General features: G+C 70.7%; 26 protein-coding genes and 1 pseudogene. 14 read left to right on the forward strand and 13 right to left on the reverse strand.

Annotated elements, in window-relative coordinates; all coding sequences use genetic code 11:
- The gene (gene fabG, locus ACFYO2_RS00130) at positions 1-705 is read right to left on the reverse strand and encodes a 3-oxoacyl-[acyl-carrier-protein] reductase (protein ID WP_388341874.1); all 705 of its coding nucleotides are present in this window, start codon (positions 703-705) and stop codon (positions 1-3) included.
- 240 nt (positions 706-945) lie between these two features.
- Here fabG and ACFYO2_RS00135 point away from each other — a divergent pair, with 240 nt between their 5' ends.
- The 3 genes from ACFYO2_RS00135 to tyrS all read left to right on the forward strand — a co-directional run bounded on the left by ACFYO2_RS00135 (position 946) and on the right by tyrS (position 5,296).
- Positions 946-2,469, forward strand: a complete 1,524-nt coding sequence (locus ACFYO2_RS00135) for a TldD/PmbA family protein (RefSeq protein WP_388341877.1) — start codon at positions 946-948, stop codon at positions 2,467-2,469.
- Positions 2,470-2,575: 106 nt separating this feature from the next.
- Positions 2,576-3,970 (forward strand): metallopeptidase TldD-related protein, encoded by a 1,395-nt coding sequence (locus ACFYO2_RS00140; RefSeq protein ID WP_388341879.1) that lies wholly within the window; start codon positions 2,576-2,578, stop codon positions 3,968-3,970.
- Between the two features lie 57 nt (positions 3,971-4,027).
- Positions 4,028-5,296: a tyrosine--tRNA ligase gene (gene tyrS / locus ACFYO2_RS00145; RefSeq protein WP_388341881.1), complete on the forward strand. Its 1,269-nt coding sequence runs from the start codon at positions 4,028-4,030 to the stop codon at positions 5,294-5,296.
- A gap of 76 nt (positions 5,297-5,372) precedes the next feature.
- On the opposite strand, the gene ACFYO2_RS00150 is transcribed toward tyrS, so the two are convergent.
- Positions 5,373-5,651 (reverse strand): GlsB/YeaQ/YmgE family stress response membrane protein, encoded by a 279-nt coding sequence (locus ACFYO2_RS00150; protein WP_388341883.1) that lies wholly within the window; start codon positions 5,649-5,651, stop codon positions 5,373-5,375.
- Between the two features lie 267 nt (positions 5,652-5,918).
- Here ACFYO2_RS00150 and ACFYO2_RS00155 point away from each other — a divergent pair, with 267 nt between their 5' ends.
- Positions 5,919-6,317 (forward strand): DUF3099 domain-containing protein, encoded by a 399-nt coding sequence (locus tag ACFYO2_RS00155; RefSeq protein ID WP_388341885.1) that lies wholly within the window; start codon positions 5,919-5,921, stop codon positions 6,315-6,317.
- A 243-nt stretch (positions 6,318-6,560) separates the two neighbouring features.
- Complete coding sequence (locus tag ACFYO2_RS00160) at positions 6,561-6,779, forward strand: hypothetical protein (RefSeq protein WP_388341887.1); 219 nt, start codon at positions 6,561-6,563, stop codon at positions 6,777-6,779.
- 51 nt (positions 6,780-6,830) lie between these two features.
- Here the strand turns inward: ACFYO2_RS00160 and moaA are convergent, their stop codons facing one another.
- The 3 genes from moaA to ACFYO2_RS00175 all read right to left on the reverse strand — a co-directional run bounded on the left by moaA (position 6,831) and on the right by ACFYO2_RS00175 (position 9,947).
- On the reverse strand, positions 6,831-7,820 hold the full coding sequence (gene moaA, locus ACFYO2_RS00165) for a GTP 3',8-cyclase MoaA (RefSeq protein ID WP_388341889.1): 990 nt from the start codon (positions 7,818-7,820) through the stop codon (positions 6,831-6,833).
- A gap of 154 nt (positions 7,821-7,974) precedes the next feature.
- Positions 7,975-9,594: a cation acetate symporter gene (locus tag ACFYO2_RS00170; protein ID WP_388341891.1), complete on the reverse strand. Its 1,620-nt coding sequence runs from the start codon at positions 9,592-9,594 to the stop codon at positions 7,975-7,977.
- Positions 9,591-9,947, reverse strand: a complete 357-nt coding sequence (locus ACFYO2_RS00175) for a DUF485 domain-containing protein (protein ID WP_388341894.1) — start codon at positions 9,945-9,947, stop codon at positions 9,591-9,593. The genes ACFYO2_RS00170 and ACFYO2_RS00175 overlap by 4 nt, the downstream gene beginning before the upstream one ends.
- Positions 9,948-10,200: 253 nt before the next feature.
- Between ACFYO2_RS00175 and ACFYO2_RS00180 the strand changes: the two genes are divergently transcribed.
- From ACFYO2_RS00180 to ACFYO2_RS00195, 4 genes are all read left to right on the forward strand, one after another.
- Positions 10,201-11,733 (forward strand): S8 family serine peptidase, encoded by a 1,533-nt coding sequence (locus tag ACFYO2_RS00180; RefSeq protein ID WP_388341897.1) that lies wholly within the window; start codon positions 10,201-10,203, stop codon positions 11,731-11,733.
- A gap of 82 nt (positions 11,734-11,815) precedes the next feature.
- The gene (locus ACFYO2_RS00185; RefSeq protein WP_388341900.1) at positions 11,816-13,384 is read left to right on the forward strand and encodes a S8 family serine peptidase; all 1,569 of its coding nucleotides are present in this window, start codon (positions 11,816-11,818) and stop codon (positions 13,382-13,384) included.
- A 68-nt stretch (positions 13,385-13,452) separates the two neighbouring features.
- Positions 13,453-14,835, forward strand: coding sequence for a CoA transferase (locus ACFYO2_RS00190; RefSeq protein ID WP_388341902.1), 1,383 nt, complete (start codon positions 13,453-13,455; stop codon positions 14,833-14,835).
- Between the two features lie 100 nt (positions 14,836-14,935).
- Positions 14,936-15,943, forward strand: coding sequence for a CopD family protein (locus ACFYO2_RS00195; protein ID WP_388341904.1), 1,008 nt, complete (start codon positions 14,936-14,938; stop codon positions 15,941-15,943).
- A 7-nt stretch (positions 15,944-15,950) separates the two neighbouring features.
- Here ACFYO2_RS00195 and ACFYO2_RS00200 read toward each other — a convergent pair whose 3' ends face one another.
- The 3 genes and pseudogenes from ACFYO2_RS00200 to ACFYO2_RS00210 all read right to left on the reverse strand — a co-directional run.
- Positions 15,951-16,649, reverse strand: coding sequence for a lysoplasmalogenase (locus tag ACFYO2_RS00200; protein ID WP_388341906.1), 699 nt, complete (start codon positions 16,647-16,649; stop codon positions 15,951-15,953).
- Positions 16,646-17,518 (reverse strand): sterol desaturase family protein, encoded by an 873-nt coding sequence (locus ACFYO2_RS00205; RefSeq protein ID WP_388341909.1) that lies wholly within the window; start codon positions 17,516-17,518, stop codon positions 16,646-16,648. Before ACFYO2_RS00205 ends, ACFYO2_RS00200 begins: the two co-directional genes overlap by 4 nt.
- Before the next feature lie 110 nt (positions 17,519-17,628).
- A pseudogene (locus ACFYO2_RS00210) lies at positions 17,629-17,994 on the reverse strand (VIT1/CCC1 transporter family protein); the annotation flags it as partial.
- A 213-nt stretch (positions 17,995-18,207) separates the two neighbouring features.
- On the opposite strand from ACFYO2_RS00210, the gene ACFYO2_RS00215 reads away from it, so the two are divergent.
- From ACFYO2_RS00215 to ACFYO2_RS00235, 5 genes are all read left to right on the forward strand, one after another.
- Entirely contained in the window at positions 18,208-19,194 is a 987-nt protein-coding gene (locus ACFYO2_RS00215) for a DEDDh family exonuclease (protein ID WP_388341912.1), read from the forward strand.
- A 145-nt stretch (positions 19,195-19,339) separates the two neighbouring features.
- Positions 19,340-19,573, forward strand: coding sequence for a hypothetical protein (locus ACFYO2_RS00220; RefSeq protein ID WP_388341914.1), 234 nt, complete (start codon positions 19,340-19,342; stop codon positions 19,571-19,573).
- Positions 19,574-19,644: 71 nt separating this feature from the next.
- Positions 19,645-20,439, forward strand: coding sequence for an SURF1 family protein (locus ACFYO2_RS00225; protein WP_388341917.1), 795 nt, complete (start codon positions 19,645-19,647; stop codon positions 20,437-20,439).
- Between the two features lie 96 nt (positions 20,440-20,535).
- Positions 20,536-22,320, forward strand: coding sequence for a glycoside hydrolase family 15 protein (locus tag ACFYO2_RS00230; protein WP_388341919.1), 1,785 nt, complete (start codon positions 20,536-20,538; stop codon positions 22,318-22,320).
- 5 nt (positions 22,321-22,325) lie between these two features.
- Positions 22,326-23,081, forward strand: coding sequence for an SDR family oxidoreductase (locus ACFYO2_RS00235; protein WP_388341920.1), 756 nt, complete (start codon positions 22,326-22,328; stop codon positions 23,079-23,081).
- Positions 23,082-23,086: 5 nt separating this feature from the next.
- Here ACFYO2_RS00235 and amaP read toward each other — a convergent pair whose 3' ends face one another.
- Genes amaP through ACFYO2_RS00260 form a run of 5 tightly spaced genes read right to left on the reverse strand, consistent with a single transcriptional unit; the run spans position 23,087 to position 25,423 of the window.
- Positions 23,087-23,665, reverse strand: coding sequence for an alkaline shock response membrane anchor protein AmaP (gene amaP / locus ACFYO2_RS00240; protein ID WP_388343868.1), 579 nt, complete (start codon positions 23,663-23,665; stop codon positions 23,087-23,089).
- A gap of 5 nt (positions 23,666-23,670) precedes the next feature.
- Positions 23,671-24,336: a DUF6286 domain-containing protein gene (locus ACFYO2_RS00245; RefSeq protein WP_388341923.1), complete on the reverse strand. Its 666-nt coding sequence runs from the start codon at positions 24,334-24,336 to the stop codon at positions 23,671-23,673.
- Complete coding sequence (locus tag ACFYO2_RS00250) at positions 24,333-24,716, reverse strand: hypothetical protein (protein ID WP_388341925.1); 384 nt, start codon at positions 24,714-24,716, stop codon at positions 24,333-24,335. The genes ACFYO2_RS00245 and ACFYO2_RS00250 overlap by 4 nt, the downstream gene beginning before the upstream one ends.
- Positions 24,713-24,904: a hypothetical protein gene (locus tag ACFYO2_RS00255; RefSeq protein ID WP_388341927.1), complete on the reverse strand. Its 192-nt coding sequence runs from the start codon at positions 24,902-24,904 to the stop codon at positions 24,713-24,715. The genes ACFYO2_RS00250 and ACFYO2_RS00255 overlap by 4 nt, the downstream gene beginning before the upstream one ends.
- Before the next feature lie 33 nt (positions 24,905-24,937).
- Positions 24,938-25,423 carry an Asp23/Gls24 family envelope stress response protein gene (locus ACFYO2_RS00260; protein WP_388341930.1) on the reverse strand — a complete coding sequence of 162 codons (486 nt, stop codon included), beginning with the start codon at positions 25,421-25,423 and terminating at the stop codon, positions 24,938-24,940.
- Positions 25,424-25,502 lie beyond the last annotated feature (79 nt).

Here is a 25,502-nt window from a genome sequence, read left to right on the forward strand (position 1 = left end):
TCAGTGACCCATTCCCAGTCCGCCGTCAACGGGGATGACGGCTCCAGTGATGTACGAGGCGTCGTCCGAGGCGAGGAACCGCACCGTCGCGGCGATCTCCTCGGGCTGCGCGTACCGGCCGAGGGGCACCTGCTTCACGATGCCCTCGCGCTGCTCGTCGGTGAGCACCTTGGTCATGTCGGTGTCCACGAACCCGGGCGCCACGACGTTGAACGTGATGTTGCGCGAACCCAGCTCGCGGGCGAGCGAGCGCGCGAAGCCGACCAGGGCGGCCTTCGAGGCGGCGTAGTTCGCCTGACCGGGGCCGCCGTACAGCCCGACGACCGACGAGATCAGTACGACGCGGCCCTTCTTGGCGCGCAGCATGCCGCGGTTGGCGCGCTTGACGACCCGGAAGGTGCCGGTGAGGTTGGTGTCGATGACCGAGGTGAAGTCGTCCTCGGACATGCGCATCAGGAGCTGGTCCTTGGTGATGCCGGCGTTGGCGATCAGCACCTCGACCGGGCCGTGCTCGGCCTCGATCTCCTTGTAGGCCTGCTCCACCTGCTCGGTGTCGGTGATGTCGCACTTGACGGCAAGGAAGCCGGCCGGCGGCTCGCCCGAGCGGTACGTGATGGCAACCTTGTCGCCGGCGTCGGCGAACGCGCGGGCGATGGCGAGGCCGATGCCCCGGTTGCCTCCGGTGACGAGAACCGAGCGGCTCAACGGATCACCCTTTCGATAGCGGTCTGAGACACCCGCCCGAACACCTGGATGACAGGCGGCTTCCTCGAAAACCTATCGGTCCCGGACCGCCCGCGGACAATCGGGCACCCACAGTGGCTTACGGCACGCACTGTCGGGTCCCTACAGAAAGTTGCGGAACTCCGCCGGAAACGTATGGTCCGCGGCCCCGCCCGCGCGACATGATCGGAGCCGACAGGCCACGACACCAGGGAGACCCCCGTGCCTCATACGATCGACGAAGCCTTCACGGCGCTTCCCCTACGCCCCCTGGCCGATGCCGCGTTGGCACGCGCGCGTGCGCTGGGCGCGGAGCACGCGGACTTCCGGTTCGAGCGGGTGCGCAGCGCGTCCTGGCGGCTGCGGGACGCGAAGCCCTCCGGGACGTCGGACACCACCGATCTCGGATACGCGGTGCGGGTCGTGCACGGCGGGACGTGGGGGTTCGCGTCGGGTGTGGATCTGACGCTGGACGCCGCCGCCAAGGTCGCCTCGCAGGCGGTGCAGATGGCGAAGTTGTCCGCCCAGGTGATCAAGGCGGCCGGGTCGGACGAGCGGGTGGAGCTGGCGGACGAGCCCGTCCACGCCGAGAAGACGTGGATCTCGTCGTACGAGATCGATCCGTTCGCCGTGCCCGACGAGGAGAAGTCGGTGCTGCTGGCGGAGTGGAGCGCGCGGCTGCTGGCCGCGGACGGCGTGAATCACGTGGACGCCTCGCTGCTCACCGTCCATGAGAACAAGTTCTACGCCGACACGGCCGGGACCGTCACCACGCAGCAGCGGGTACGGCTGCACCCGCAGCTGACCGCCGTGTCCGTCGACGAGTCGAGCGGCGAGTTCGACTCCATGCGGACCATCGCGCCGCCCGTCGGGCGCGGCTGGGAGTACCTCACCGGCACCGGCTGGGACTGGGACGCGGAGCTGGAGCGGATCCCGGAACTGCTGGCCGAGAAGATGCGGGCGCCCAGCGTCGAGTCTGGCGTCTACGACCTGGTCGTCGATCCCTCCAACCTGTGGCTGACCATCCACGAGTCCATCGGGCACGCCACCGAGCTGGACCGGGCGCTCGGCTACGAGGCCGCCTACGCCGGCACCTCCTTCGCCACCTTCGACCAGTTGGGGAAGCTGAGGTACGGCTCCGAGCTGATGAACGTCACGGGTGACCGCACCGCCGAGCACGGCCTGGCGACCGTCGGGTACGACGACGAGGGCGTCGAGGCACAGTCCTGGGACCTGGTCGGCAACGGCACGCTGGTCGGCTACCAGCTGGACCGGCGCATCGCGCGGCTGACCGGGTTCGAGCGGTCCAACGGGTGCGCCTTCGCCGACTCCCCCGGGCACGTGCCCGTGCAGCGCATGGCGAACGTGTCCCTGCAGCCGGACCCGGCCGGGATGTCCACCGAGGATCTGATCGGCGGGGTGGAGCGCGGGATCTACGTCGTGGGCGACCGCTCCTGGTCGATCGACATGCAGCGCTACAACTTCCAGTTCACCGGGCAGCGGTTCTTCAGAATCGAGAACGGACGGATCGCCGGACAGCTGCGGGACGTCGCCTACCAGGCCACGACCACCGACTTCTGGGGCTCCATGGCCGCGGTGGGCGGTCCGCAGACGTACGTCCTCGGCGGTGCGTTCAACTGCGGCAAGGCCCAACCCGGCCAGGTCGCGGCCGTCTCCCACGGCTGCCCGTCGGCTCTCTTCAGGGGCGTCAACATCCTCAATACGACCCAGGAGGCCGGTCGATGAGCGTCAGGTCCGGAATCGGCCGGGGGTCCGGGGGCCCGCGGCGGCAGCCGCTGAGGCCTCAGTCCCCGGGAAAGCACAGTTTCGACACCACGCAGGAGGCCGGTCGATGAGTCCTCGTACGAACAAGCCGCACGAGATCGTCGAGCGGGCCCTCGCGCTGTCCCGGGCCGACGGCTGTGTGGTCATCGCCGACGAACAGTCGACCGCCAACCTGCGCTGGGCGGGCAACGCCCTCACCACGAACGGCGTCACCCGGGGCCGTACGCTCACCGTCATCGCGACCGTCGACGGCAAGGAGGGCACGGCCTCCGGTGTCGTCTCGCGGTCTGCCGTGACCCCGGACGAGCTGGAGCCCCTGGTGCGGGCCGCCGAGGCCGCCGCGCGCGGCGCCCAGCCCGCCGAGGACGCCCGGCCGCTGGTCACCGGCGTGCCCGAGTCGCCCGACTTCACGGACGCGCCCGCCGAGACCTCCTCCGCCGTGTTCGCCGACTTCGCTCCGGCGCTCGGTGAGGCGTTCGCACGCGCGCGCGGGGGCGGACGCGAGCTGTACGGCTTCGCCAACCACGAGCTGGTCTCCAGCTACCTCGGTACGTCGACGGGGCTGCGGCTGCGCCACGACCAGCCCAACGGGACGCTGGAGCTGAACGCCAAGTCGCCGGACCGTACGCGCTCGGCCTGGGCGGGCCGCTCGACGCGGGACTTCAAGGACGTCGACCCGGCGGCGCTGGACGCCGAGCTGGCCGTACGCCTCGGGTGGGCGGAGCGCCGGATCGACCTGCCCGCCGGGCGGTACGAGACGCTGCTGCCGCCGACCGCCGTGGCGGACCTGCTGATCTACCAGATGTGGTCGGCGTCGGGCCGGGACGCGGCGGAGGGCCGCACGGTGTTCTCCAAGCCGGGCGGCGGCACGCGCGTGGGCGAGAAGCTCACCGACCTGCCACTGACACTGCGCAGCGATCCGAACGAGCCGGGTCTGGAGTCGGCGCCGTTCGTGCTGGCGCACTCCTCCGGGGGCGACTCGTCGGTGTTCGACAACGGGCTGCCGCTGACCTCCACCGAGTGGGTGCGCCGGGGCGAGCTGAGCAACCTGCTCACCAGCCGGCACAGCGCCGAGCTGACCGGGCTGCCGGTCGCGCCGGGCATCGACAACCTGATCCTCGACGGGGGCGAGGACAAGTCCCTGGAGGAGATGGTCGCGAGCACCGAGCGCGGGCTGCTGCTGACCTGCCTGTGGTACATCCGCGAGGTCGATCCGGCGACGCTGCTGCTGACCGGTCTGACCCGGGACGGCGTCTACCTCGTCGAGAACGGCGAGGTGAGCGGCGAGGTCAACAACTTCCGGTTCAACGAGTCGCCGGTCGGCCTGCTGGGCCGGGCCGTCGAGGCCGGGCGCACGGAAAAGACGCTGCCGAGGGAGTGGAGCGACTGGTTCACTAGGGCTGCGATGCCGGCCCTGAGGGTGCCGGACTTCAATATGAGCTCTGTCAGTCGGGGCGTATAACCTCGTAGCCGGTAGTCGTTCGGCTGCCCGAAGATCATCTTAGGAGATACGAGAACCGTGACGGACATCGTCGACGAACTGAAGTGGCGCGGGCTTATCGCCCTCTCCACTGACGAGGACGCATTGCGCAAGGCGTTCGCGGACGGTCCCGTCACGTTCTATTGCGGCTTCGACCCGACCGCGCCCAGCCTGCACCTCGGCAACCTCGTGCAGATCCTCACGATGCGCCGGATCCAGCAGGCGGGCAACCGTCCGCTGGGCCTGGTCGGGGGCGCCACGGGCCTGATCGGCGACCCGAAGCCGAACTCGGAGCGCACGCTGAACGCACCCGAGGTCGTGGCCCAGTGGGTCGAGCGGCTGCGCGCGCAGATCGAGCCCCTGCTCGACTTCGAAGGGCCGAACGCGGCGGTCATGGTCAACAACCTGGACTGGACCCAGGGCCTGTCGGCCATCGAGTTCCTGCGGGACATCGGCAAGCACTTCCGGGTCAACAAGATGATCGCCAAGGAGGCCGTCGCCCGGCGTCTGGAGTCCCAGGAGGGCATCAGCTACACCGAGTTCAGCTACCAGATCCTGCAGGGCATGGACTTCCTGGAGCTGTACCGGAGGTACGGCTGCACGCTGCAGACCGGCGGCAGCGACCAGTGGGGCAACCTCACCTCCGGCACCGACCTGATCCACCGGGTCGAGCCCGACGCCGTGGTGCACGCCGTGGGCACGCCTCTGATCACCAAGGCGGACGGCACCAAGTTCGGCAAGACGGAGTCCGGCACGGTCTGGCTCGACCCCGAGATGACCACGCCGTACGCCTTCTACCAGTTCTGGCTGAACGCGGACGACCGGGATCTCTCCAAGTTCTTGCGGATCTTCAGCTTCCGCTCCCGTGCGGAGATCGAGGAGCTGGAGCGGCAGACCGAGGAGCGTCCGCAGGCGCGTGCCGCGCAGCGTGCGCTCGCCGAGGAGCTGACGACGCTGGTGCACGGCGCCGAGCAGACGGCCGCCGTGATCGCCGCGTCCAAGGCCCTCTTCGGCCAAGGGGAGCTGGCGGACCTCGACGAGAAGACGCTGGCCGCGGCCCTGTCCGAGGTGCCGCACACCCAGGTCGCCGAGCTCGGCCCGGTGGTCGATCTGTTCGCCGAGGTCGGTCTCGTGGCCAGCAAGTCGGCCGCGCGCCGCACGGTCAAGGAGGGCGGCGCCTACGTGAACAACGCGAAGGTCGCCGCGGAGGACGCCGTCCCCGCCAAGGAGGACCTGCTGCACGGGCGCTGGCTGGTGCTGCGCCGGGGCAAGAAGAACCTGGCGGCGGTCGAGGTCACGGGCTCCTAGACAGACCGCGGTTCCTGGACAGACCGAAGGGGGCGGCTTCCCGTGCGGGAGACCGCCCCCTTCGACGTGCCTGTCCTCAGGTTCGCTGTTTGTCGCGGCCGAGCGTCGCCAGGTAGGCCATGTCGCCCAGGGAGACGATGACGACCGCGGCGATGACCTGGAACAGGTGCCGCATCCAGTCGACGCCGGAGGTGGCGTCGACGCCGGCCGCGCGGGCGACGGCGTTGCCGACGATCGCGCCGAGGATGCCGAAGATCGTGGTCAGCCAGAGAGGGCTGTGCTGCTTGCCCGGGATGATCGCCTTCGCGATCAGACCCAGTACGAATCCCACGATGATGGCCCACAACCAGCCCATGGCTGCCTCCTCGTACGGCTCGACTGAGCATTACGCCCAGTGTCGGTCCGGTCGCGGTACGGCGCATGCCGGGTACGGCCGTACGCGTCGCGGCCGAGGACGCCGTACGCGCTGCGGCCGAAGGCGTTCGTCCAGGTTGGCGGTGACCCGGTCTCGTAGGCGGCGCAGGCCCGGCGTAACGTGGGTGCTGTCCGGGTGCCGTTCCCCGACCGGGGGCGGACCGGTACGGGGCGGGAAAAGTCGGATGCGGGCGGATGGTGGAACGTGATGCGGAAGCAGCATGGTGGCGGCAACGTCCAGGTGTTCCGGATCACCGGCGCCCGGGCGAGCCTCCAGGACGATGTGCGCGGACGGCAGCGCCGGTACGTCATCTCGATGACGGTCCGTACGCTGTCGGTGATCCTCGCGGTGTCGCTGTGGAACGTCGAACGGCACGTCGCGATCGTCGCCCTGGTACTCGGGGCGATCCTCCCGTATATCGCCGTGGTGATCGCCAACGCGGGGCGGGAGAACGCGCCGTCGCCCCCGTCGACGTTCGTGGCCGCGCCCACCCGGCCGATGATCACTCCGCCTGGTGCGGAGGACGGTTTCACGGAACCCGTCCCGGAGGACGTGGTGGCCGATCCGGGGTCGGCCGCACGGAACGAGCCGCACGAACGTGCCTGATCATACGTGTCGCCGAGGGTGCGTGACGCGGCGTCGGCGGGTGGGCCACAACCCGAAGTCAGGCCCTCGCCAAGCTCAAGAAAAGCTCAGATCAATCATGTTGTTCCGGTGCCGGGCGACGGGTTACCCGTGACATACTTCGTAGGCGCTCCGCATCCCCCGTCGGAGCGACGGACCGACGCCGGGCAGCTCCCCCCGTGGCTGCTCGGCGTCGCCTTTTTGATCCATCTGTGAGACGAACCGGTGAGTGACGAAACCCCGATCTGTTCCGCCAAGGCCTGCCGTGCCGACGCCGTGTGGGTGCTGGCGTGGAACAACCCGAAGATCCATACGCCGGAGCGGCGCAAGACGTGGCTCGCGTGCGAGGAGCACCGGGAGCACCTGTCACAGTTTCTCGGGGTCCGGGGGTTTTTGCAGGACGTGGTCCTGCTGTCGGAGTGGGAGTCCTCCGAAGCCTCTTAGCAGCCCCCAGCGCGGCCTCTTGACCATGTCCGCAGGAAGGCCGGCTGGGCCCTAGCCGCCGATCGCCGACATCGGCCGGTCCGGCTGGATGAACGACGGATCATCCAGGCCCGCGCCCGCCTTCTTGCCCCACATGGCCAGGCGCCAGATGCGGGCGATCTCCTCGTCGGGGGCGTCGGAGCGCAGGGCGGCGCGCAGGTCGGTCTCCTCCGTGGCGAACAGGCAGGTGCGTATCTGGCCGTCGGCCGTCAGGCGGGTGCGGTCGCAGGCCGCGCAGAACGGGCGGGTGACGGAGGCGATGACGCCGACGCGGTGCGGTCCGCCGTTGACGAGCCAGCGTTCGGCGGGGGCCGAGCCGCGCTCGTCGGAGCCCTCTTCGGTGAGCTCGAAGCGGGTGCGGAGGGACGCCAGGATGTCTCCCGCCGTGATCATGCCGTCGCGCTTCCAGCCGTGCTGGGCGTCCAGGGGCATCTGCTCTATGAAGCGCAGTTCGTAGTCGTGCTCCACCGCCCAGGCCAGCAGGTCCGGGGCCTCGTCCTCGTTCAGCCCCGGCATCAGGACCGAGTTGACCTTGACGGGGGTCAGGTCCGCGTCGCGGGCGGCGTGCAGGCCCTCGATGACGTCCTTGTGGCGGTCCCGTCGGGTGAGGGTCTTGAAGACCTCGGGGCGCAGGGTGTCCAGGGAGACGTTGACCCGGTCCAAGCCCGCCGCCTTCAGGGCCGCCGCGGTGCGCTTGAGGCCGATGCCGTTGGTGGTGAGGGACATCTGGGGGCGCGGCTCGATGGCGGCGACGCGCTCGACGATGCCGACCAGTCCGGGGCGCAGCAGGGGTTCACCGCCGGTGAAGCGGACTTCCCTGATGCCGAGGGAGGTGACGGCGATGTCGATGAGCCGGACGATCTCGTCGTCCGTGAGCAGGTCGGGCTTGGCGAGCCACTGCAGGCCTTCCTCGGGCATGCAGTAGGTGCAGCGCAGATTGCACCGGTCGGTCAGCGAGACCCTCAAGTCGGTGGCCACCCGGCCGTAGGTGTCGATGAGCACGTGGGCCCCCTCCCTCGCGGATCACAAAGTTTCCGACACCTGCGAGCCTACGCGACCCCACTGACAACGACAGGGCCCGATCCCACGACGTAGGACGCGGCCGCGTCGTAGGGATCTACGACGCGGCCGCTCAGGGGGCGAACGCGGGTGGGACTCAGTGCGCGCCGGTACCGGTCATGGACCGGACCTCCAGTTCGGCGAACTTGGCGGTGTCCGGCTCCTCCTTGGACAGGACCGTGCCGAGCCAGCCCATCACGAAGCCGAACGGGATCGAGATGATGCCGGGGTTCTTCAGCGGGAACCAGGCGAAGTCGACGTCGGGGAACATCGCCTTGGGGTCGCCGGAGACCACGGGCGAGAACAGCACCAGGCCGACGGCGACGACGAGACCGCCGTAGATCGACCACAGGGCGCCTTGGGTGGTGAACCGCTTCCAGAACAGGCTGTAGAGGATCGTGGGCAGGTTGGCGGAGGCGGCGACCGCGAAGGCGAGGGCGACAAGGCCGGCCACGTTCAGGTCGCGGGCGAGGGCGCCCAGGAGGATGGAGGCGGCACCGATGCCGATGGTCGCCAGCCGGGCCGCCCTCATCTCCTGCTTCTCGGTGGCTTTGCCCTTCTTGATGACGTTCGCGTAGATGTCGTGGGCGAACGAAGAGGACGAGGCCAGGGTGAGGCCGGCGACCACGGCGAGGATCGTCGCGAAGGCCACCGCCGAGATCGTGGCGAGCAGGATCGCTCCCCAGGCGGAGTCGACGCCGCCGAGGTGGAGGGCGAGCAGGGGTGCCGCCGTGTTGCCGGACGGGTTGGAGGCGATGATCTCGTCCTGGGAGATCAGCGCCGCGGCGCCGAAGCCGAGCGCGATGGTCATCAGGTAGAAGCCGCCGATGATGCCGATCGCCCAGTTCACGGACTTCCGGGCGGCCTTGGCATTGGGCACCGTGTAGAAGCGGATCAGGATGTGCGGCAGCCCGGCGGTGCCGAGCACCAGGGCGATGCCGAGGGAGATGAAGTCCAGCTTGGTGGTGCCGGTCGCGCCGTACTGGAGTCCGGGCTCCAGGAAGGCACTGCCCTTGCCGCTGTTCTCGGCGGCCGTGCCGAGCAGGTCGGAGATGTTGAAGTTGAACTTCAGCAGCACCAGGAAGGTGATCAGGATGGTGCCGCTGATGAGCAGCACGGCCTTGACCATCTGCACCCAGGTAGTGCCCTTCATGCCGCCGATGGAGACGTACACGATCATCAGGACGCCGACGAGGGCGACGATGAGGACCTTGCCGGTGTCGGAGGTGATGCCGAGCAGCAGCGAGACGAGGACGCCCGCGCCCGCCATCTGCGCCAGCAGGTAGAAGATCGAGACGACGATCGTGGAGGTGCCGGCCGCCGTACGGACCGGGCGCTGGCGCATGCGGTACGCCAGGACGTCACCCATGGTGTAGCGGCCGGAGTTGCGCAGGGGCTCCGCCACCAGGAGCAGTGCGACCAGCCAGGCGACCAGGAAGCCGATGGAGTACAGGAAGCCGTCGTAGCCGAACAGGGCGATGGCGCCCGCGATGCCGAGGAACGAGGCGGCCGACATGTAGTCGCCGGAGACCGCGAGGCCGTTCTGGAAGGCGCTGAACTGGCGTCCGCCGGCGTAGAAGTCGGCGGCGTCCTTGGTCTGCCGGCCCGCCCAGACGGTGATGACGAGGGTCGCGAGGACGAACACCGCGAACAGGGAGATGATCAGTGGCCGGTGCTCGCTGGCCTCGCCGGCTGCCAGGGTGATCGCGGGGCTCATGCGCCGCCCTCCATTCGGGACTTGATGGCCTCGGCCTTGGGGTCGAGCTTCGCGGCGGCGTGCCGCGAGTACCACCAGGCGATGAGGAACGTCGTGAGGAACTGGGCGATGCCGAAGACGAAGGCGACGTTGATGTTGCCGAACAGCTTGGTGCCCATGAAGTCGCCCGCGTAGTTCGACAGGAGGACGTACAGCAGGTACCAGGCGATGAAGCCGATGGTCAGCGGAAAGGCGAAGGAGCGGTAGGAGCGGCGCAGTTCACCGAACTCCGCGCTCTGAGCCACCTCGTTGAACTCCTCCGGTGAGGGGAGTTTGTGTTGCTGTTTCGAGGGGGGCGGTGCGTCGGTGGCCACGGAGTCTCCTCGCGTTGCGGATGCGGTTGTGACGGGGATCGGGGGCGAGTGTCCTCGCGGTCCCTGCCCAAGGTCACGGCGGCGCGCAAGGACCGGTTCAACAACGAGGCCTTCTTTCCGAAGTCACCTCCCACAAGTCATTGCTGGCCAGCGACTTCGGAAGATAGCTTCGGGCCTGTACACCCGTCATGTACCTGCCCGAGCACCACCTGTGCCTCGGGCCGGTTTCGTTTCCGGATGATGTGGAGACCCCATGCCTCATCTGCGTTCCAGACGCCGCCTCGCCCTTGCCGTGCCCGTCGTACTGTCGTTGACTGCCTCGCTGGGCTTTCTGCCCACGGCGGCCGCAACGGCCGCCCCGCAGGCGGAGACCTCCGCTCAGGCGGTGGACGCGCCCAACCTGGCGTACGTCGTCAACACCAAGCTGGACCACCGCACCATCGAGGCGGTGAAGAAGGCGGTGACCGCGGCCGGCGGCACCGTCGTGATCACGTACGAGAAGATCGGCGTGATCGTCGCCCACTCGTCGAACCCGGACTTCGGCAAGAAGATACGCGCGGTACGCGGGGCGCAGTCGGCGGGTGCCACCCGCACCACGCCGCTGACCGCCGCGGGCACGACGGACGAGGGCTCTGCGCAGTTCCTGTCGAAGGATCAGGTCGCGAAGGTCGAGCGCGCGTCCGCGGCGACGCCCGACAGCGAGCCACTTGAAGCCGACCAGTGGGACCTCCGCGCGATCGGCGCCGACAAGGCCGCGAAGATCAATCCGGGCAGCAGCAAGGTGACCGTCGCCGTGATCGACACCGGCGTCGACGACACCCACCCGGACCTCGCTCCGAACTTCTCCGCGTCCCAGTCGGCCAACTGCGTCGGCGGTGTCGCGGACACCAGCGAGGGCGCCTGGCGTCCGTACACCGCGGAGGACTACCACGGCACGCACGTGGCGGGGGAGATAGCCGCGGCCCGCAACGGCATCGGCGTCGCCGGTGTGGCTCCGGGCGTCAAGGTCTCCGGCATCAAGGTGAGCGACCCCGACAACGGCCTCTTCTACCCGGAGAGCGTCGTGTGCGCCTTCGTGTTCGCCGCCGACCACGGCGTCGAGATCACGAACAACAGCTACTACGTCGACCCGTGGCTGTACAACTGCATGGACGACCCCGACCAGCGGGCCATCGTCGATGCGGTCAACAGGGCGCAGCTGTACGCACAGCACAAGGGTCTGCTCAACCTCGCGTCGGCGGGCAACTCCAACCACGATCTGGACTCCGACGCGATCGTCGACGACTCCAGCCCCGACGACTCCACGCCGGTCGAGCGGACCATCGACCCGCACGAGTGCTTCGACGTGCCGACGCAGCTGCCGGGTGTCGTCACGGTCAGCGCGACGGGCGTGCAGAACCTCAAGTCGTACTACTCCTCGTACGGCAAGGGTGTCATCGACGTCGCCGCGCCGGGCGGCGACCGGCTCTACCAGATACCCGACACGCCGTCGAAGAACGGCCGCATCCTGTCCACCATGCCGAACGGCCAGTACGCCTTCCTCCAGGGCACGTCGATGGCTTCCCCGCACGCCGCGGGCGTGGCCGCGCTGCTGAAGTCGACGCACCCGCAGGCGACATCGGCCCAGCTCCAGGTGCTGCTCAAGGCGCAGGCGACCGCCACCGCCTGCCCGGAGTCGTACGACCAGGACGGCAACGGCACGCAGGACGCGGTGTGCAAGGGCGGCACGTACGTCAACGGCTTCTACGGGTACGGCATCGTCAACGCCCTGCGCGCGGTGAAGTAACACCCACCCCCTGGGGCACCTCGCCCCTCCGGACTCCCCGCACGGTCCGTCTCATCCGCGAATGAACTGGAGACACTGACACATGACAGCGCCTCACCCGCGCTACCGCCGCGCGGTCGCCATACCCCTCGGCATGGCCCTGACGACGGCTCTGGCGTTCCTGCCGGGCGCCACGGCGTCCGCGGCCGACATACCTGGCACCGTGGCCGGCGTCACCGGCGCGGTGAACGACGTCCTCGCCTCCGCGGCCACGGACGACGCCACCGCCCTCAGCTACGTGGTCAACGTCCGCCCCGGGCACGGCCCTTCCGCGCACCTCAAGAAGGCCATCTCCGAGGCCGGCGGCACGATCGTGACGTCGTACGACCAGATCGGCGTGATCGTCGTCCACTCGTCGAACGCCGACTTCGCCAGGACCATCCGCAAGGTGAAGGGCGTCGAGTCGGCCGGCAACACCCGCAACGCCCCGCTGCCCGCCCAGTCGACGACCGACCTGGGCACGCCGAAGACGCTCAGCGCGACAGAGGTCGCCGCCGCCGAGGCCAAGGCCGCCGCCGGGCAGGACCCGCTGGAGCCCCTGCAGTGGGACCTGCCCGCCATCAAGGCGGACAAGGCGCACGAGAAGTCCCTGGGCAGCAGCAAGGTGACCGTCGCCGTGATCGACACCGGCGTCGACGACACGCACCCCGACATCGCGCCGAACTTCGACCGTGCCGCGTCGGTCAACTGCGTGACGGGCAAGCCCGACACCGCCGACGGGGCGTGGCGGCCGAGCGCGTCGGAGAGCCCGCACGGCACGCATGTGGCCGGTGAGATCGCGGCCGCCAAGAACGACGTCGGCATGACGGGCGTCGCGCCCGGCGTGAAGGTCGCCGGCATCAAGGTGTCGACCACGGCCGGCTACTTCTACACCGAGGCCGTGGTGTGCGGCTTCATGTGGGCGGCCACGCACGACGTCGACGTGACCAACAACAGCTATTACACCGACCCCTGGTACTTCAACTGCACGAACGACCCGGACCAGAAGGCGCTCGTCGACGCGGTCGGCCGGGCCTCGCGGTATGCGGAGAAGAAGGGCACGGTCAACGTCGCCGCGGCCGGCAACGAGAACTACGACCTCGCGGCCGACGAGATCACCGACCCGGTCTCGCCGAACGACGCCACTGCCTCTGACCGGGTGATCGACCCGTCGAAGTGCCTTGACATACCGACCCAGCTGCCGGGTGTCGTGACGGTCGCTGCGACCGGTGCCAAGGGCATCAAGTCGTCCTTCTCCAACCACGGTCTGGGCGTCATCGACATCGCCGCGCCCGGCGGCGACTCGACGGCCTACCAGAAGCCGGAGGCTCCCGCGACCAGCGGTCTGATCCTGGGCACGCTGCCCGGCGGCAAGTGGGGCTACATGGCCGGTACGTCGATGGCGAGCCCGCACGTCGCGGCCGTCGCCGCCCTGATCAAGTCGACGCACCCGCACGCCTCGCCGGCCCTGGTGAAGGCGCTCCTGTACGCCGAGGCCGACGCCACGCCGTGCACGGACCCGTACGACATCAACAGCGACGGAAAGATCGACGCGGTGTGCGAGGGGACGAAGAACTACAACGGCTTCTACGGGTGGGGTACCGCGGACGCGCTGGACGCGGTGACCAAGTAGGCCGACCGTTCAAGTAGCGGGTCGACCAGGTCAATCTGTTGACTCGGTCAATACTGCATAGTGCGGTCATGACTGACATCGAGTCCGCCTGGTCCGCGCTGGGTGGCGATCCCGCCCTTCTCCCGCGTGTGTCGACCGTGGTGCGGGAAGGCGCTCTTCAAGGGCGCCTTCCCGTACGGGAGTTGGCGCGGGCCTGCGTGGGCGCGTGCGCGCTGGCCGCCGCCGAGCTCGGGGCGCGGCGGGCCGGGCTCTCGCAGGTGCCCGGTGTGCGGGTGGACGACGGGGCCGTGGCGACGGCGTTCGTCAGTGAGCGGCATCTGCTGGTCGACGGGCGGGCGCCGGTCACCTTCGCACCGCTGTCACGGTTCTGGCGGACGGCGGACGGATGGGTGCGCACGCACGCGAACTACCCTCACCATCGAGCGCGGCTGCTCGGCGCGTTGGGGGTGCCGGAGAACGTGGCGGCCGTGGCGGCGGCGTTCGCCGAGCGGTCGGCCCCGGAGGTCGAGGAGGCCGTGTACGCGGCCGGCGGCCTCGCTGTCGCCTTGCGCACTCCCGAGGAGTGGGCCGCGCACCCACAGGGTGTCGCGGTGGCCGGACGGCCGCTGATCGAGCGCGAGCGGCTGGACTGCGCGCACGCGCGCGTGCTCGCCCCGATCGGCACGACTCCCCCTCCCCTGCTTCCCGCCGCCGGACTGCGTGTCCTCGACCTGACCCGGGTCATCGCGGGCCCGGTCGCCACCCGCACGCTCGCCCTGCTGGGTGCTGACGTACTGCGCGTCGACGCCCCGCGGCTTCCGGAACTCCGCGACCAGCACACGGACACGGGCTTCGGGAAGCGGTCGGCGACCCTCGACCTCGTGACCGACCGGCGCGCCTTCGAGGAGCTGCTCGAGGCGGCGGACGTGGTCGTCACCGGGTACCGGCCGGGTGCACTGGACCGGTTCGGCCTGTCGGCTCAGGCACTGGCCGAGCGGCGGCCCGGGATGATCGTGGCGCAGTTGTCGGCGTGGGGCGCCTACGGGCCGTGGGGCGGGCGGCGCGGATTCGACAGCCTGGTCCAGGTGGCCACGGGGATCGCCGCGGTCGAGGGCTCGGTGGAGGAGCCTGGCGCGCTGCCGGCACAGGCCCTGGACCACGGGACGGGATACCTGATGGCGGCGGCCGTGCTGCGGGCGCTGACCGAGCAGTCCCACGAGGGCGGAAGTCGGGTCGTACGGCTGGCGCTGGCCCGGACTGCCCGGTGGCTGACGGACGGGGGCGGGAGCGGGAGCGCGACGAGTGGCGTCCAGGGTGCCCCGTACGACGGGCCCCGCGCCTGGCTGGCGGAGACGGACAGTGGACTCGGGCGGTTGCGGTACGCACTGTCGCCCGCCTCCTTCGAGGGCGGCCCGGTGGACTGGGCGCGGCCGCCGGGGCCGTGGGGGGCGGACGCGCCGCGCTGGAACTGAGTCACGGTCCGGCCGCAAACGTACCGATGGGCGCAATGCCGTAGCCCCAGTTGCTTTCCTTGACTTGCCCGGTTCTGTGACGGCCGGTGAGGATTTCGAGGTGACGTTGACAAGACCCACGTCCGGGGTGTCCGACGCGAGCGAGCCCGTATGGCGTACCGGCACCGGCCGGGCCGTCGCCGTGCTGCTCCTGGTGGTGCTGGCCGCCCTGATACCGCTGCTCGGGCCGTCCGCGGCGCTGCAGGACACCGGGGAGGCCGCCGCGCCCGGCGCCGGAGGAGTCGCCCTGCTGCGTACGGCGCTGTTCGCGGCGCTGTGCGTGCCGGTGGGCGAGTTGTTCGTGCGCCGGCTGGTCCGTTTCCTGCCCGGCGCTCCCGAGGCCGCGCCCCGCAGTTGGGCGCCGTACGCGGCAGCCGCCGGTTTCGTCGCCGCGCTGGGGCTCGCGTCGGTCGTGGCGACGGGGAACCTGGTGCCCGACGGCATCGCCGAGATCGACGTCGGCGGCCTCTACGAGTCCCGCGACGGCAAGCTCGCGCTGATCGAGGTCAACGCGTTCCTCGCGGTGGGGCTGTGCGCCCTCGCGGCGCGGCCCGCGACGCAGATGTGGCCGCTGGCCGCGGTGATCGTGGCGGAGGCCCTGCGCGCGCATCCCACGACCGAACAGGGTCCGCTGGTCGGCTCCGGGCTGACGCTGGTGCATCTGACGTGCGCGGCGCTGTGGACGGGCGGCCTGCTGTACGCCATGCGGACGCTGCGGACGTGGGGTCCCTCGGATGCGGGCGTGGCACTACTGGGGCTCTACGCGCGCGTGGCGGCCGTTCTGCTCGCCGCCATCACCGCGACGGGCGTGTGGAGTTCGCTGCGCCGGATGCCGTCGGACACGATCCTGGAACAGCTCACGACGACGGCGTACGGGCGCGTCCTGCTGGCCAAGGTGCTCCTCGTGGCCGCGGTCGCCGTGCTCGCCCTGTGGGCCAGGATCCGGCTCGCCCGGGCCGCCGACCCACTGACCGCCTGTTCGCCCGCGCGCGCGGAGGTCGTCGCGCTGGGCGTGGTGGTCGCGGTGTCGGGGCTGCTGACGGCGCTGCCGGTGCCGATCCGCTGGTGAGGTTCACTCAGGGGATGATCGAGCGCACACCTCCGTACGACGTCGCCGGCGCCGGGCGGTGGTCAAGGACACCGAGTGCGCCGGCGACCAGCAGGAACTGCGCGGCCATGTAAGTGATCATGATCCAGAGCTCGGGTCGCGGCGGCTGGGGCCAGTCGGCCACGCCGGTCGCGATCAGGGTGTCGGACAGCAGGAAGAGCGCGCCGCCCAGGCCGGCGACGAGGCCGAGCCGGGTCGCGGCCGCATAGGCCATGGCCGTGAGCAGGAGGCTGTAGCCGGCGACGGGGACGCGGAGGTCGGCGGGCAGGTCCGGCCAGAGCGAGGCCACGGTGGCGAGCAGGGCGGTGGCGTAGACGGGGACGAGGAGACCGCCACGCGCGCGTGCGTCACCGTAGGCCCTGTAGCCGTACGCCTTGAACAGGACTAGATAGCAGATGTGGCCGGCCGCGAAGGAAGCCATGCCGGCGAGGAAGGCCGACTCGGCGTCGGGGAGGAGCAGTGTGTCGCCGCCCCAGCCGAAGAGGAGGGCGGCGAGCAGAACGCGGGGGGCGCCGCGCAATGCCGCGTACGCGGCCAGGAGGGGCATCAGGAGCGGCTTGCTGACGGTGTGCCCGGTGCCGGACCCCACGGCGAGGCAGACGAGGTCCGTGGTGGCGACCAGGGCGAAAGCGGCGAGGAAGAGGCGGCGGACGCGGCGGACGCTCACGCGACCACGGTCTCCTCGGCCGCTTCCGGCGCGGGTCCGGGCGTCGGCTGCCACCCGGGCCCTCCGAACACCCGCCCCGCGCGCTCGCGCCAACCGGCCGCCGCCCTCACGTCCTTGACGATGGCGACGTACTCATGAGTGGCCACCTTGATGGGGTTGAACGTGTTGATGTTCTTGGTCAACCCGTAGACGGGCCGCACGGTCTCGGCAACGAATGATCCGAAGAGCCGGTCCCAGACGATGAGGATGCCGCCGAAGTTGCGGTCCAGATAGCCGCCCTGGGAGGCGTGATGGACCCGGTGGTGCGACGGCGTGTTGAAGACGTACTCGAACCAGCGGGGCATCCTGTCGATCCGCTCGGTGTGGATCCAGAACTGGTAGACGAGGTTCGCGGAGGAGCAGAACGCGAGGGCGGCCGGGTGCACGCCGGCGGCCACGAGGGGGACGTAGAACGGCCAGACGGTCAGCGAGGTCCAGGGCTGACGCAGTGCGGTGGTGAGGTTGAACCTGCGGCTGGAGTGGTGGACGACGTGGCAGGCCCACAGGATGCGGATGACGTGGTGGCCGCGGTGGGACCAGTAGTAGAAGAAGTCCTGCGCGAGCAGCATCAGGGGGACGGTCCACCACAACACGGGCACCCGCAGCGGGGTGAGTTCGTGGACCGCCGTGTAGACGGCGACGATCGGGATCTTCCACAGGAGGTCGAAGGCCAGGCTCCCGAGCCCCATGCCGACGCTGGTGGCCGCGTCCTTGGCCTCGTAACCGGCCGCGTCCTCGTCGGGATGGAGGCGGACGCTGATCATCTCGACCACGGTGAGCAGTACGAAGGCGGGTATCGACCACAGCACGACATCGGGCAGGTTCGGCATGTGGGCACGGTAGAACCGCTGGTCGGCCGCGGCTAGACGTTGTTACTGACAAGTATTACCGACGGTACGCGCTTGCTTCTTGGCGATCTCCGCCAAGGGACCCGCCGTCCTCAAATCCCTGCCGCTCCCAACAAGGCCCCCGCCGCATACGTAACCCCCATGGCCAGCGCCCCGCCCGCCACGTTCCGCAGGACCGCGCGGCCCGGTCGCGCGGCGCCCAGTCGCGCGCTGCTCCAGCCGGTGAACGCCAGCGCGACCAGCACCGACCCCACCGTCACACCCAGCCGCCAGTCCGCCGGTGGCAGCACGATCGCCAGCAGCGGCAGCAGCGCCCCCACCGTGAAGGCCAGGAAGCTCGCGGCGGCCGCGTGCCAGGGGTTGGTCAGCTCGTCGGGGTCGATACCGAGCTCCACGCGCGCGTGCGTCCTCAGGTCGTCGCGTTCCGTCAGCCGGACGGCGGCCTCGCGGCGCACTTCGGGCGCCTCAGGCGGCGTACCGACCCCGATAACCGGCAGAGGACCGGAGACCGGCAAAGGACCGGCCGAAGGTCAAACCGCCCGCCGGGACGGGAACTTCGGCACGGCCCGGCGCCCGGACCCGCCGCACGGACAAACCGCGGTCGAACAGTCGGACCCAACGACGCACCTGAGGAAGGGAAGTGTCAGTCGCGACCCGTATCCTCAGGGACCATGCTCGAAGACCGCATGAGGGCAGCGTCCTCCCCCAAAGCCTGGCCGGCCGCGTATCCGAAGGGATACGCGGTTGTTGACGTGGAGACCACCGGCCTGGCCCGGGACGACCGGATAATCTCCGCGGGCGTCTACCGTCTGGACGCGCGCGGCGAGGTCGAGGACCACTGGTACACGCTGGTCAATCCGGAGCGGGACCCGGGCCCGGTGTGGATCCACGGTCTGACGAGCGACGTGCTGGAGAGCGCGCCCCTCTTCCAGGAGATCGCCGAGGAGTTCTCGACCCGCCTGGACGGCCGGGTGCTCGTCGCGCACAACGCGGTCTTCGACTGGCAGATGATCGCGCGGGAGTACGCGCGCGCGGAGCGCGAGGCGCCGGTGCGGCAGCGGCTGTGCACCATCGCCCTCTCCAAGGAGCTGGGCCTGCCGCTGCCCAACTACAAGCTGGAAGCCCTGGCGGCGCACTTCGGTGTCGTACAGCAGCGCGCGCACCACGCGCTGGACGACGCGCGCGTCCTTGCGGAGGCGTTCCGGCCGAGCCTGAGGGCCGCGGCGGCGGGCGGCGTACGGCTGCCGCTGCACGAGTGCCGGCCGCTGACCGAATGGACGGACCGGGCCGTGCCCCGGCAGCAGGCGGCGGGCTACGGCGGCTACCGGCAGACCAGTTGGCGCCCCGCCCGCAAGAGGCCCGCATGCCCCTATCCCAACCCGGGTCGGTTCGAAGAGGGCAAGAGGCTCAAGCAGGGCATGCGGATCGCCTTCTCCGGGGACACCTCGATCGAGCGCGACCTGCTGGAGGACCGCGCGACCGAGGCCGGGCTGCATGTCGCGACCAGCCTGTCCCGGCTGACCAGCCTGCTCGTCACCAACGACCCGGACTCGGGCACGTCCAAGGTGGTCAAGGCCAAGCAGTTCGGGACGCCGGTGGTGGACGAGGCCGCGTTCGGGCAACTCCTCGGGGACGTCGAACCGGCGTCGGAGGGATGACCGTACGGACCCCTGGGCGCCGCCCCCGGAAGCCGCCTCGCCGACCGCGCGGCCACCCCGCAGCGACCGTACGGACGGGTGATTGCCGTGCGACTCGCCCGGTGCCGGCTCGCCCGGGCCGCGCCGAGCGCTCACCCTGTGGCGCATGGCGACTTGCGAAGTTTGCGGCAATAACTACGGGATGACCTTCGAGGTGCACGCGCAGGGCGCCGTGCATGTCTTCGACTGCTTCTCCTGTGCGATCCACCGTATGGCACCCATCTGCGAGCACTGCCGGGTGCAGATCATCGGCCAGGGCGTCGAGGTCGAGGGCCACTGGTTCTGCGGCGCCCACTGCGCCCGTGCGGAGGGGAAGGTGGGCATCGTCGACAAGGTCTGAAGCCGCCCTCGGAAGCCCTGCTTCCGGTACCCGCCTCGAGACACCCCACGACCGAGTTGTACGGTCGTGGGGTGTACCGCTTCCTGTTGTCCCGGCAGTGGGCGATCCTCACGCTGGTCGCCCTCCTGCTGATCCCCACGATGATCAGGCTGGGTATCTGGCAGATGCACCGTTACGAGGAGCGCACCGCCCGGAACCAGCTGGTCTCCAACGCGCTCAACGCCGACCCGGTGCCCGTGGAGCGGCTGACCTCCCCCGGACACACCGTCACCACCGACGAGCGGTACCGGCGCGTGACCGCGAAGGGCCGCTTCGACACCGACGAAGAGGTCGTCGTCCGCCGCCGCACCAACTCGGACGACGAGGTCGGCTACCACGTCCTGACCCCGTTCGTCCTCACGGACGGCAAGGTGATGCTCGTCAACCGCGGCTGGATCCCCGCGAACGAACCGAGCCAGACCGCGTTCCCCAAGATCCCCGCCCCGCCCGGCGGCCAGGTCACCGTCACCGGACGGCTGATGCCCGACGAGACGACCGCGGCGAGCGGGATCAAAAACCTCAAGGGGCTGCCGGACCGGCAGATCATGCTCATCAACAGCGAGCAGGAGGCCCAGCGCCTCGACGCCCAGGTGCTCGGCGGCTACATCGCCCAGACGGCGCCCGAGCCGAAGGGCGACACCCCGGAGCTGATCGGCCGGCCCGGTGACGAGGACGCGGCCCTGAACTACGCGTACGCCATCCAGTGGTGGCTGTTCTCCGCGGGCGTGCCGATCGGCTGGGTCGTCCTGGTCCGACGGGAACTGCGCGAACGGCGGGAGGCGGAGGCCGAGCAGGCCGCGGCGGAGTCGGAACCGGCGCCGGTGTAGCCGCCCCACCGGTACCGCCCCACCGGTACCGCCCCGCTTCACCCACCCGGCCCCCGCCCCGGATTGCCACCCCGGGGCGCCGGGAACCCGCACTGAGTGCACCCCCGTATCGAGGACTACGCCCTCATCGGCGACGAACAGACCGCCGCTCTGGTCGGTCTGGACGGCTCCGTCGACTGGCTGTGCCTGCCCCGCTTCGACTCGGCCGCCTGCTTCGCCAAGCTCCTGGGCGACGAGGACAACGGCCACTGGCGGATCGCGCCCAAGGGCGCGGACCGGTGCACGCGGCGCGCCTACCGTCCCGGCACCCTCGTCCTCGACACCGAGTGGGATACCGACGAGGGCAGCGTGCGCGTCACCGACCTGATGCCGCAGCGCCACCACGCCCCCGACCTCGTACGCGTGGTGGAGGGCCTCGGCGGCCGGGTCACCGTGCGCAGCACACTGCGGCTGCGCTTCGACTACGGCTCGATCGTGCCGTGGATGCGCCGGGCCGACGGGCATCGGGTGGCCGTCGCGGGACCGGACTCGACGTGGCTGCGCAGCGAGCCCGCGGTGCGCACCTGGGGCGAGGACTTCGGTACGCACTCGGAGTTCTCCGTCGGGGAGGGCGAGAAGGTCGCGTTCGTCCTCACCTGGCACCCGTCGCACGAGCCGCGCCCGCCGCTGGTCGACCCGTACGAGGCACTGGAGTCCAGCGTCGCCGACTGGCAGGCGTGGGCTGCCCGCTGCCGTTACGAGGGACCGTACCGGGACGCCGTGGTCCGCTCCCTGATCACCCTCAAGGCGCTCACCTACGGGCCGACCGGCGGCATCGTGGCCGCGGCCACGACCTCGCTGCCGGAGGAGTTGGGCGGGGTGCGCAACTGGGACTACCGCTACTGCTGGCTGCGCGACTCCACCCTCACCCTGAGCGCCCTGCTGGCCTGCGGCTACCAGAACGAGGCCGAGGCCTGGCGGGACTGGCTGCTGCGCGCGGTCGCCGGCGACCCGGCGGACCTCCAGATCATGTACGGCCTCGCGGGCGAGCGTCGGCTGCCCGAGTTCGAGCTGCCCTGGTTGTCCGGTTTCGCCGGCTCGAGGCCCGTACGGATCGGCAACGAGGCCGTGAAGCAGCTTCAGCTGGATGTGTACGGCGAGGTCATGGACACGCTGTCGCTGGCACGACGGGCGGGTCTGCCCGCGAAGCCGCACATGTGGTCCATGCAGAGCGTCCTGCTGGAGTTCCTCCGGTCGTCGTGGCGGCAGCCGGACGAGGGGCTGTGGGAGGTGCGCGGCGGCCGCCGCCACTTCGTGCACTCGAAGGTGATGGTGTGGGTGGCCGCCGACCGCGCCGTGCGCGCCATGGAGTACTTCCCGAAGCTGCGCGGCGACCTGGACGGCTGGCGCGCGCTGCGCGACGAGGTGCACCGCCAGGTGTGCGAGAAGGGCTACGACCCCGAGCGGAACACCTTCACGCAGTTCTACGGCTCGCGCGAACTCGACGCCGCGCTGCTGCTCATCCCGCGCGTGGGCTTCCTGCCGCCCGACGACCCGCGCGTGGTCGGCACCATCGACGCGGTCCGCGACGAACTGGGCCACGGCGGGCTCGTACACCGCTACAGCGCCGAGGGGTCGCCCGTCGACGGGCTGCCTGGCGGCGAGGGCACCTTCCTGGCGTGCTCCTTCTGGCTCGCGGACGCGCTGCACATGACGGGCCGTACGAAGGAGGCGCGGGAGCTGTTCGAACGGCTGGTGGGTCTCGCCAACGACGTGGGGCTGCTGTCCGAGGAGTACGACCCGGTGGCGGATATGCAGCTCGGCAACTTCCCGCAGGCGTTCAGTCACATCGGTCTGGTGAACACGGCACTCGCCCTGTTCGGGGACGAGCGGGCAGGATAGGGGCCATGGATCTTGGACTGAAGGACCGGGTGTACGTAGTCACCGGGGCCACCCGCGGCCTCGGCAACGCCGCCGCGCGCGAGCTGGTCGCCGACGGCGCGAAGGTGGTCATCACCGGCCGGAACGAGAAGAGCGTCGCCGACGCGACGTCCTCCCTGGGGCCGAACGCGGTCGGGGTGGCCGCGGACAACGCCGAGCCGGAGGCGGCCGCACGGCTGATCGCCGCCGCGCGCGAGCACTTCGGCGGCTTCGACGGCATCCTCGTCAGCGTCGGGGGGCCGGCGCCGGGGTTCGTCGCCGACAACACGGACGAGCAGTGGCAGTCGGCGTTCGAGTCGGTGTTCCTCGGCGCGGTGCGGCTCGCGCGGGCGGCGGCGGGTGAGCTGGATGCGGGCGGCGTCATCGGGTTCGTGCTGTCCGGGTCCGTGCACGAGCCGATTCCGGGGCTGACGATCTCGAACGGGCTGCGGCCGGGGCTGGCCGGGTTCGCCAAGTCCCTCGCCGATGAGCTGGGGCCGCGGGGCATTCGGGTGGTGGGGTTGCTTCCCGCGCGCATCGACACGGATCGCGTGCGCGAGCTGGACGGTCTGTCCGCCGACCCCGAGGCGACGCGGGCGGCGAACGAGTCGCGGATTCCGTTGCGGCGGTACGGGAGGCCGGAGGAGTTCGGGCGTACGGCCGCGTTTTTGCTCTCGCCCGCCGCGTCCTATCTGACGGGGGTCATGGTGCCGGTGGACGGGGGGATGCGGCACGGGTTCTGAGCCGCTCAACTGACCCTTTCCGCACGGTGCTTGACCCCTTTCAGCCTTACCTCGGCCGGGAGTGACGCCAGTCCCGCCGAGTCGCGGGCGCGAGCCAACGCCCCTGATGTGAGGTCGTCGAGGGCCGCCCCCGGGTCCACATGCGGTTCCAGCCGGAGGCGTACGCGGGTCTCCGGGGCGCTGGGGCGGCCCGTGAGCAGGACGTGGGCGTCGGCGACGCCGTCCAGCTCGCCCGCATGGCCTGCCAGTACGCCCTCCAGGGCGCGTCCCCGCAGCAGCGCGCCCTCGCCGTCGCCGGTGTCGACGAGGACCTCGCTGAGCCGGTGCCTGCGCAGGACCGCGGTCAGCCACCACAGGCCGAGCAGGACCAGGACGGCGAGCACGGCCAGGACGGTCGGCCACCACCAGTCGGCGTCCCGCCACCGGGTGCGCTCGGCGTCACTGAGCAGTACGTCGTGCCGGCTGTCGTGGATCCACCAGGAGGGTGCCGGGGCGCCCAGTCCGACGGCGAGCACGGAACCCCCGACGACGACCAGGACGAGGCCGACGACGCCGAGCAGTACCCGGTTGACGGTCCTGAGCACCGTACTCACCCCTTCCTTCCGGGCCGCGCCACGTGCACCGACAACGTGGGGGGCCTGCTCAGCCCCAGCCCCCGCACGGCTTCGGTGAGCGTGGCCTCCAAGTCCGCGTGTACGTCGTCCGGTTCGCGGAAGTGGGAGACCGCGCGGACGTCGGCGCGGGCGCGGCGCATCCGCACCCGGACCGACTGCACCCCGGAGACCTCCATGGCCCGGTCGCGCAGCACCATGGCCGCCGCCTCCCGGTGCAGTCCGGCGCGTACGTCGGCGTGCGTGCGCCGCATCGGCAGCACCGCGCGCAGGCCGGGCGTCACCGCCATGACGATCAGCCACAGGCCGACGGCGGCGGCGACGCCCGCGCCGACGAGCACCCAGGTGTCGTCGAGGGGCCGTGCGGCGAGCTGCCGGGCCAGTTCCCGGCGCCAGGCCAGGGCGTCCCGGTCGGCCCGCACGGCGGCCACGTCGTACAGGAAGGCACCCGCGACGACCAGGAGCAGCAGCGCCACGATGCCGGCCGGCACCCGGCGCGCCGACCAGAACCGGCCGCTGCCACCTGCCTCGTCCCGTTCGCCGGCCGGCACGGGTGGAGCCTCGTACTCCCCGCCCGTGTCGGCCGCCTTCTCCATGACCGGCAGTCGTTGTGTGGTGCCTTCGGAGCCCTGGGGCTCGCTCATCGCGTCCTCCCCTGTGCCGCGCCGTACGCCGTCACCGGATGCAGCCGTTCCACCTGGACGGCGACCTCCGGCACCTCCATGCCCACCAACGCGCTTACCCGCTCCACGACACGACGACGCACCCGACCGCAGCGGGCGCCGATGTCGCAGGGGTAGGCGAGTTCGAGGTGCACGCGGATCCGGGCGGAACCGTGGCGGACGACCACGGTGGCGTGCGGCGGCGAGGCGTCCTCGGCCAGCTCGCCCAGCGCCTCCCGGGCCGCCTGCCCGGCGACCTTGGCGACGACCCGGTCAGCGATCCTGGTCGCGCCGCGCTCGCCCAGCGGGACGACGGTCGGGGGTCTGCGGAGCTCTGCGGCCCCGCCGCTCACGGACGTCACCGCCGCCCGTCACGCCGGTCACGGGTGCGGAAGAAGTCGGCGAGATCCATGTCCCCGTCGAGGAACCGGCCCACGACGAAGCCAACGGCTCCGAGGGCCGCCACCAGCAGGAAGGCACCGAACCCGCCGAAGTACCCGGCGAAGCCCAGCGCCATGCCGGCGATCATGCCGACCACGGCCATGCTCATGGTGCCTCCGTTCGGTTGCCGGGTCCCGGTCCGTCACTGGAGCCGCGACTCCGGCTCCTCGTCCTCTTCGTCCGGCAGCTTCACGTCGCTCACCGCGATGTTGACCTCGACGACTTCGAGGCCGGTCATCCTCTCCACCGCCGCGATCACGTTCTCCCGCACCGCCTGGGCCACATCGACGATCGCCACGCCGTACTCGACGACGATCTCCAGGTCGAGCGCGGTCTGCACCTCGCCGACCTCCACCTTGACCCCGCGCGTCACGGCCTTGGTCCCGCCGGGCACCCGGTCCCGCACGGCCCCGAAGGTGCGGCTCAGCCCACTGCCCATCGCATGTACGCCGACCACGTCCCGGGCGGCCATGCCGGCGATCTTCTCCACGACTCCGTCGGCAATGGTGGTCCGCCCCCGGGTGGCCGGGTCCCCGCCGCCGCGCTTGACGGCCTTGCGGGTCTGCACCGGCGGCTCGATCTCGCCCTCGGGGCTCCGTGTCCGGTTCCGCTCCGTCATCTCGCTCATCGCCGTACGTCCCTTCCGGTCGTAGCTCTTCGACCACGGTAAGCCGGGTTGCGGGATCGCGCGCCAGGGATGCGGCAGG

The sequence above is a fragment of the Streptomyces sp. NPDC006602 genome (genome assembly GCF_042870385.1).
Classification (GTDB): domain Bacteria; phylum Actinomycetota; class Actinomycetes; order Streptomycetales; family Streptomycetaceae; genus Streptomyces.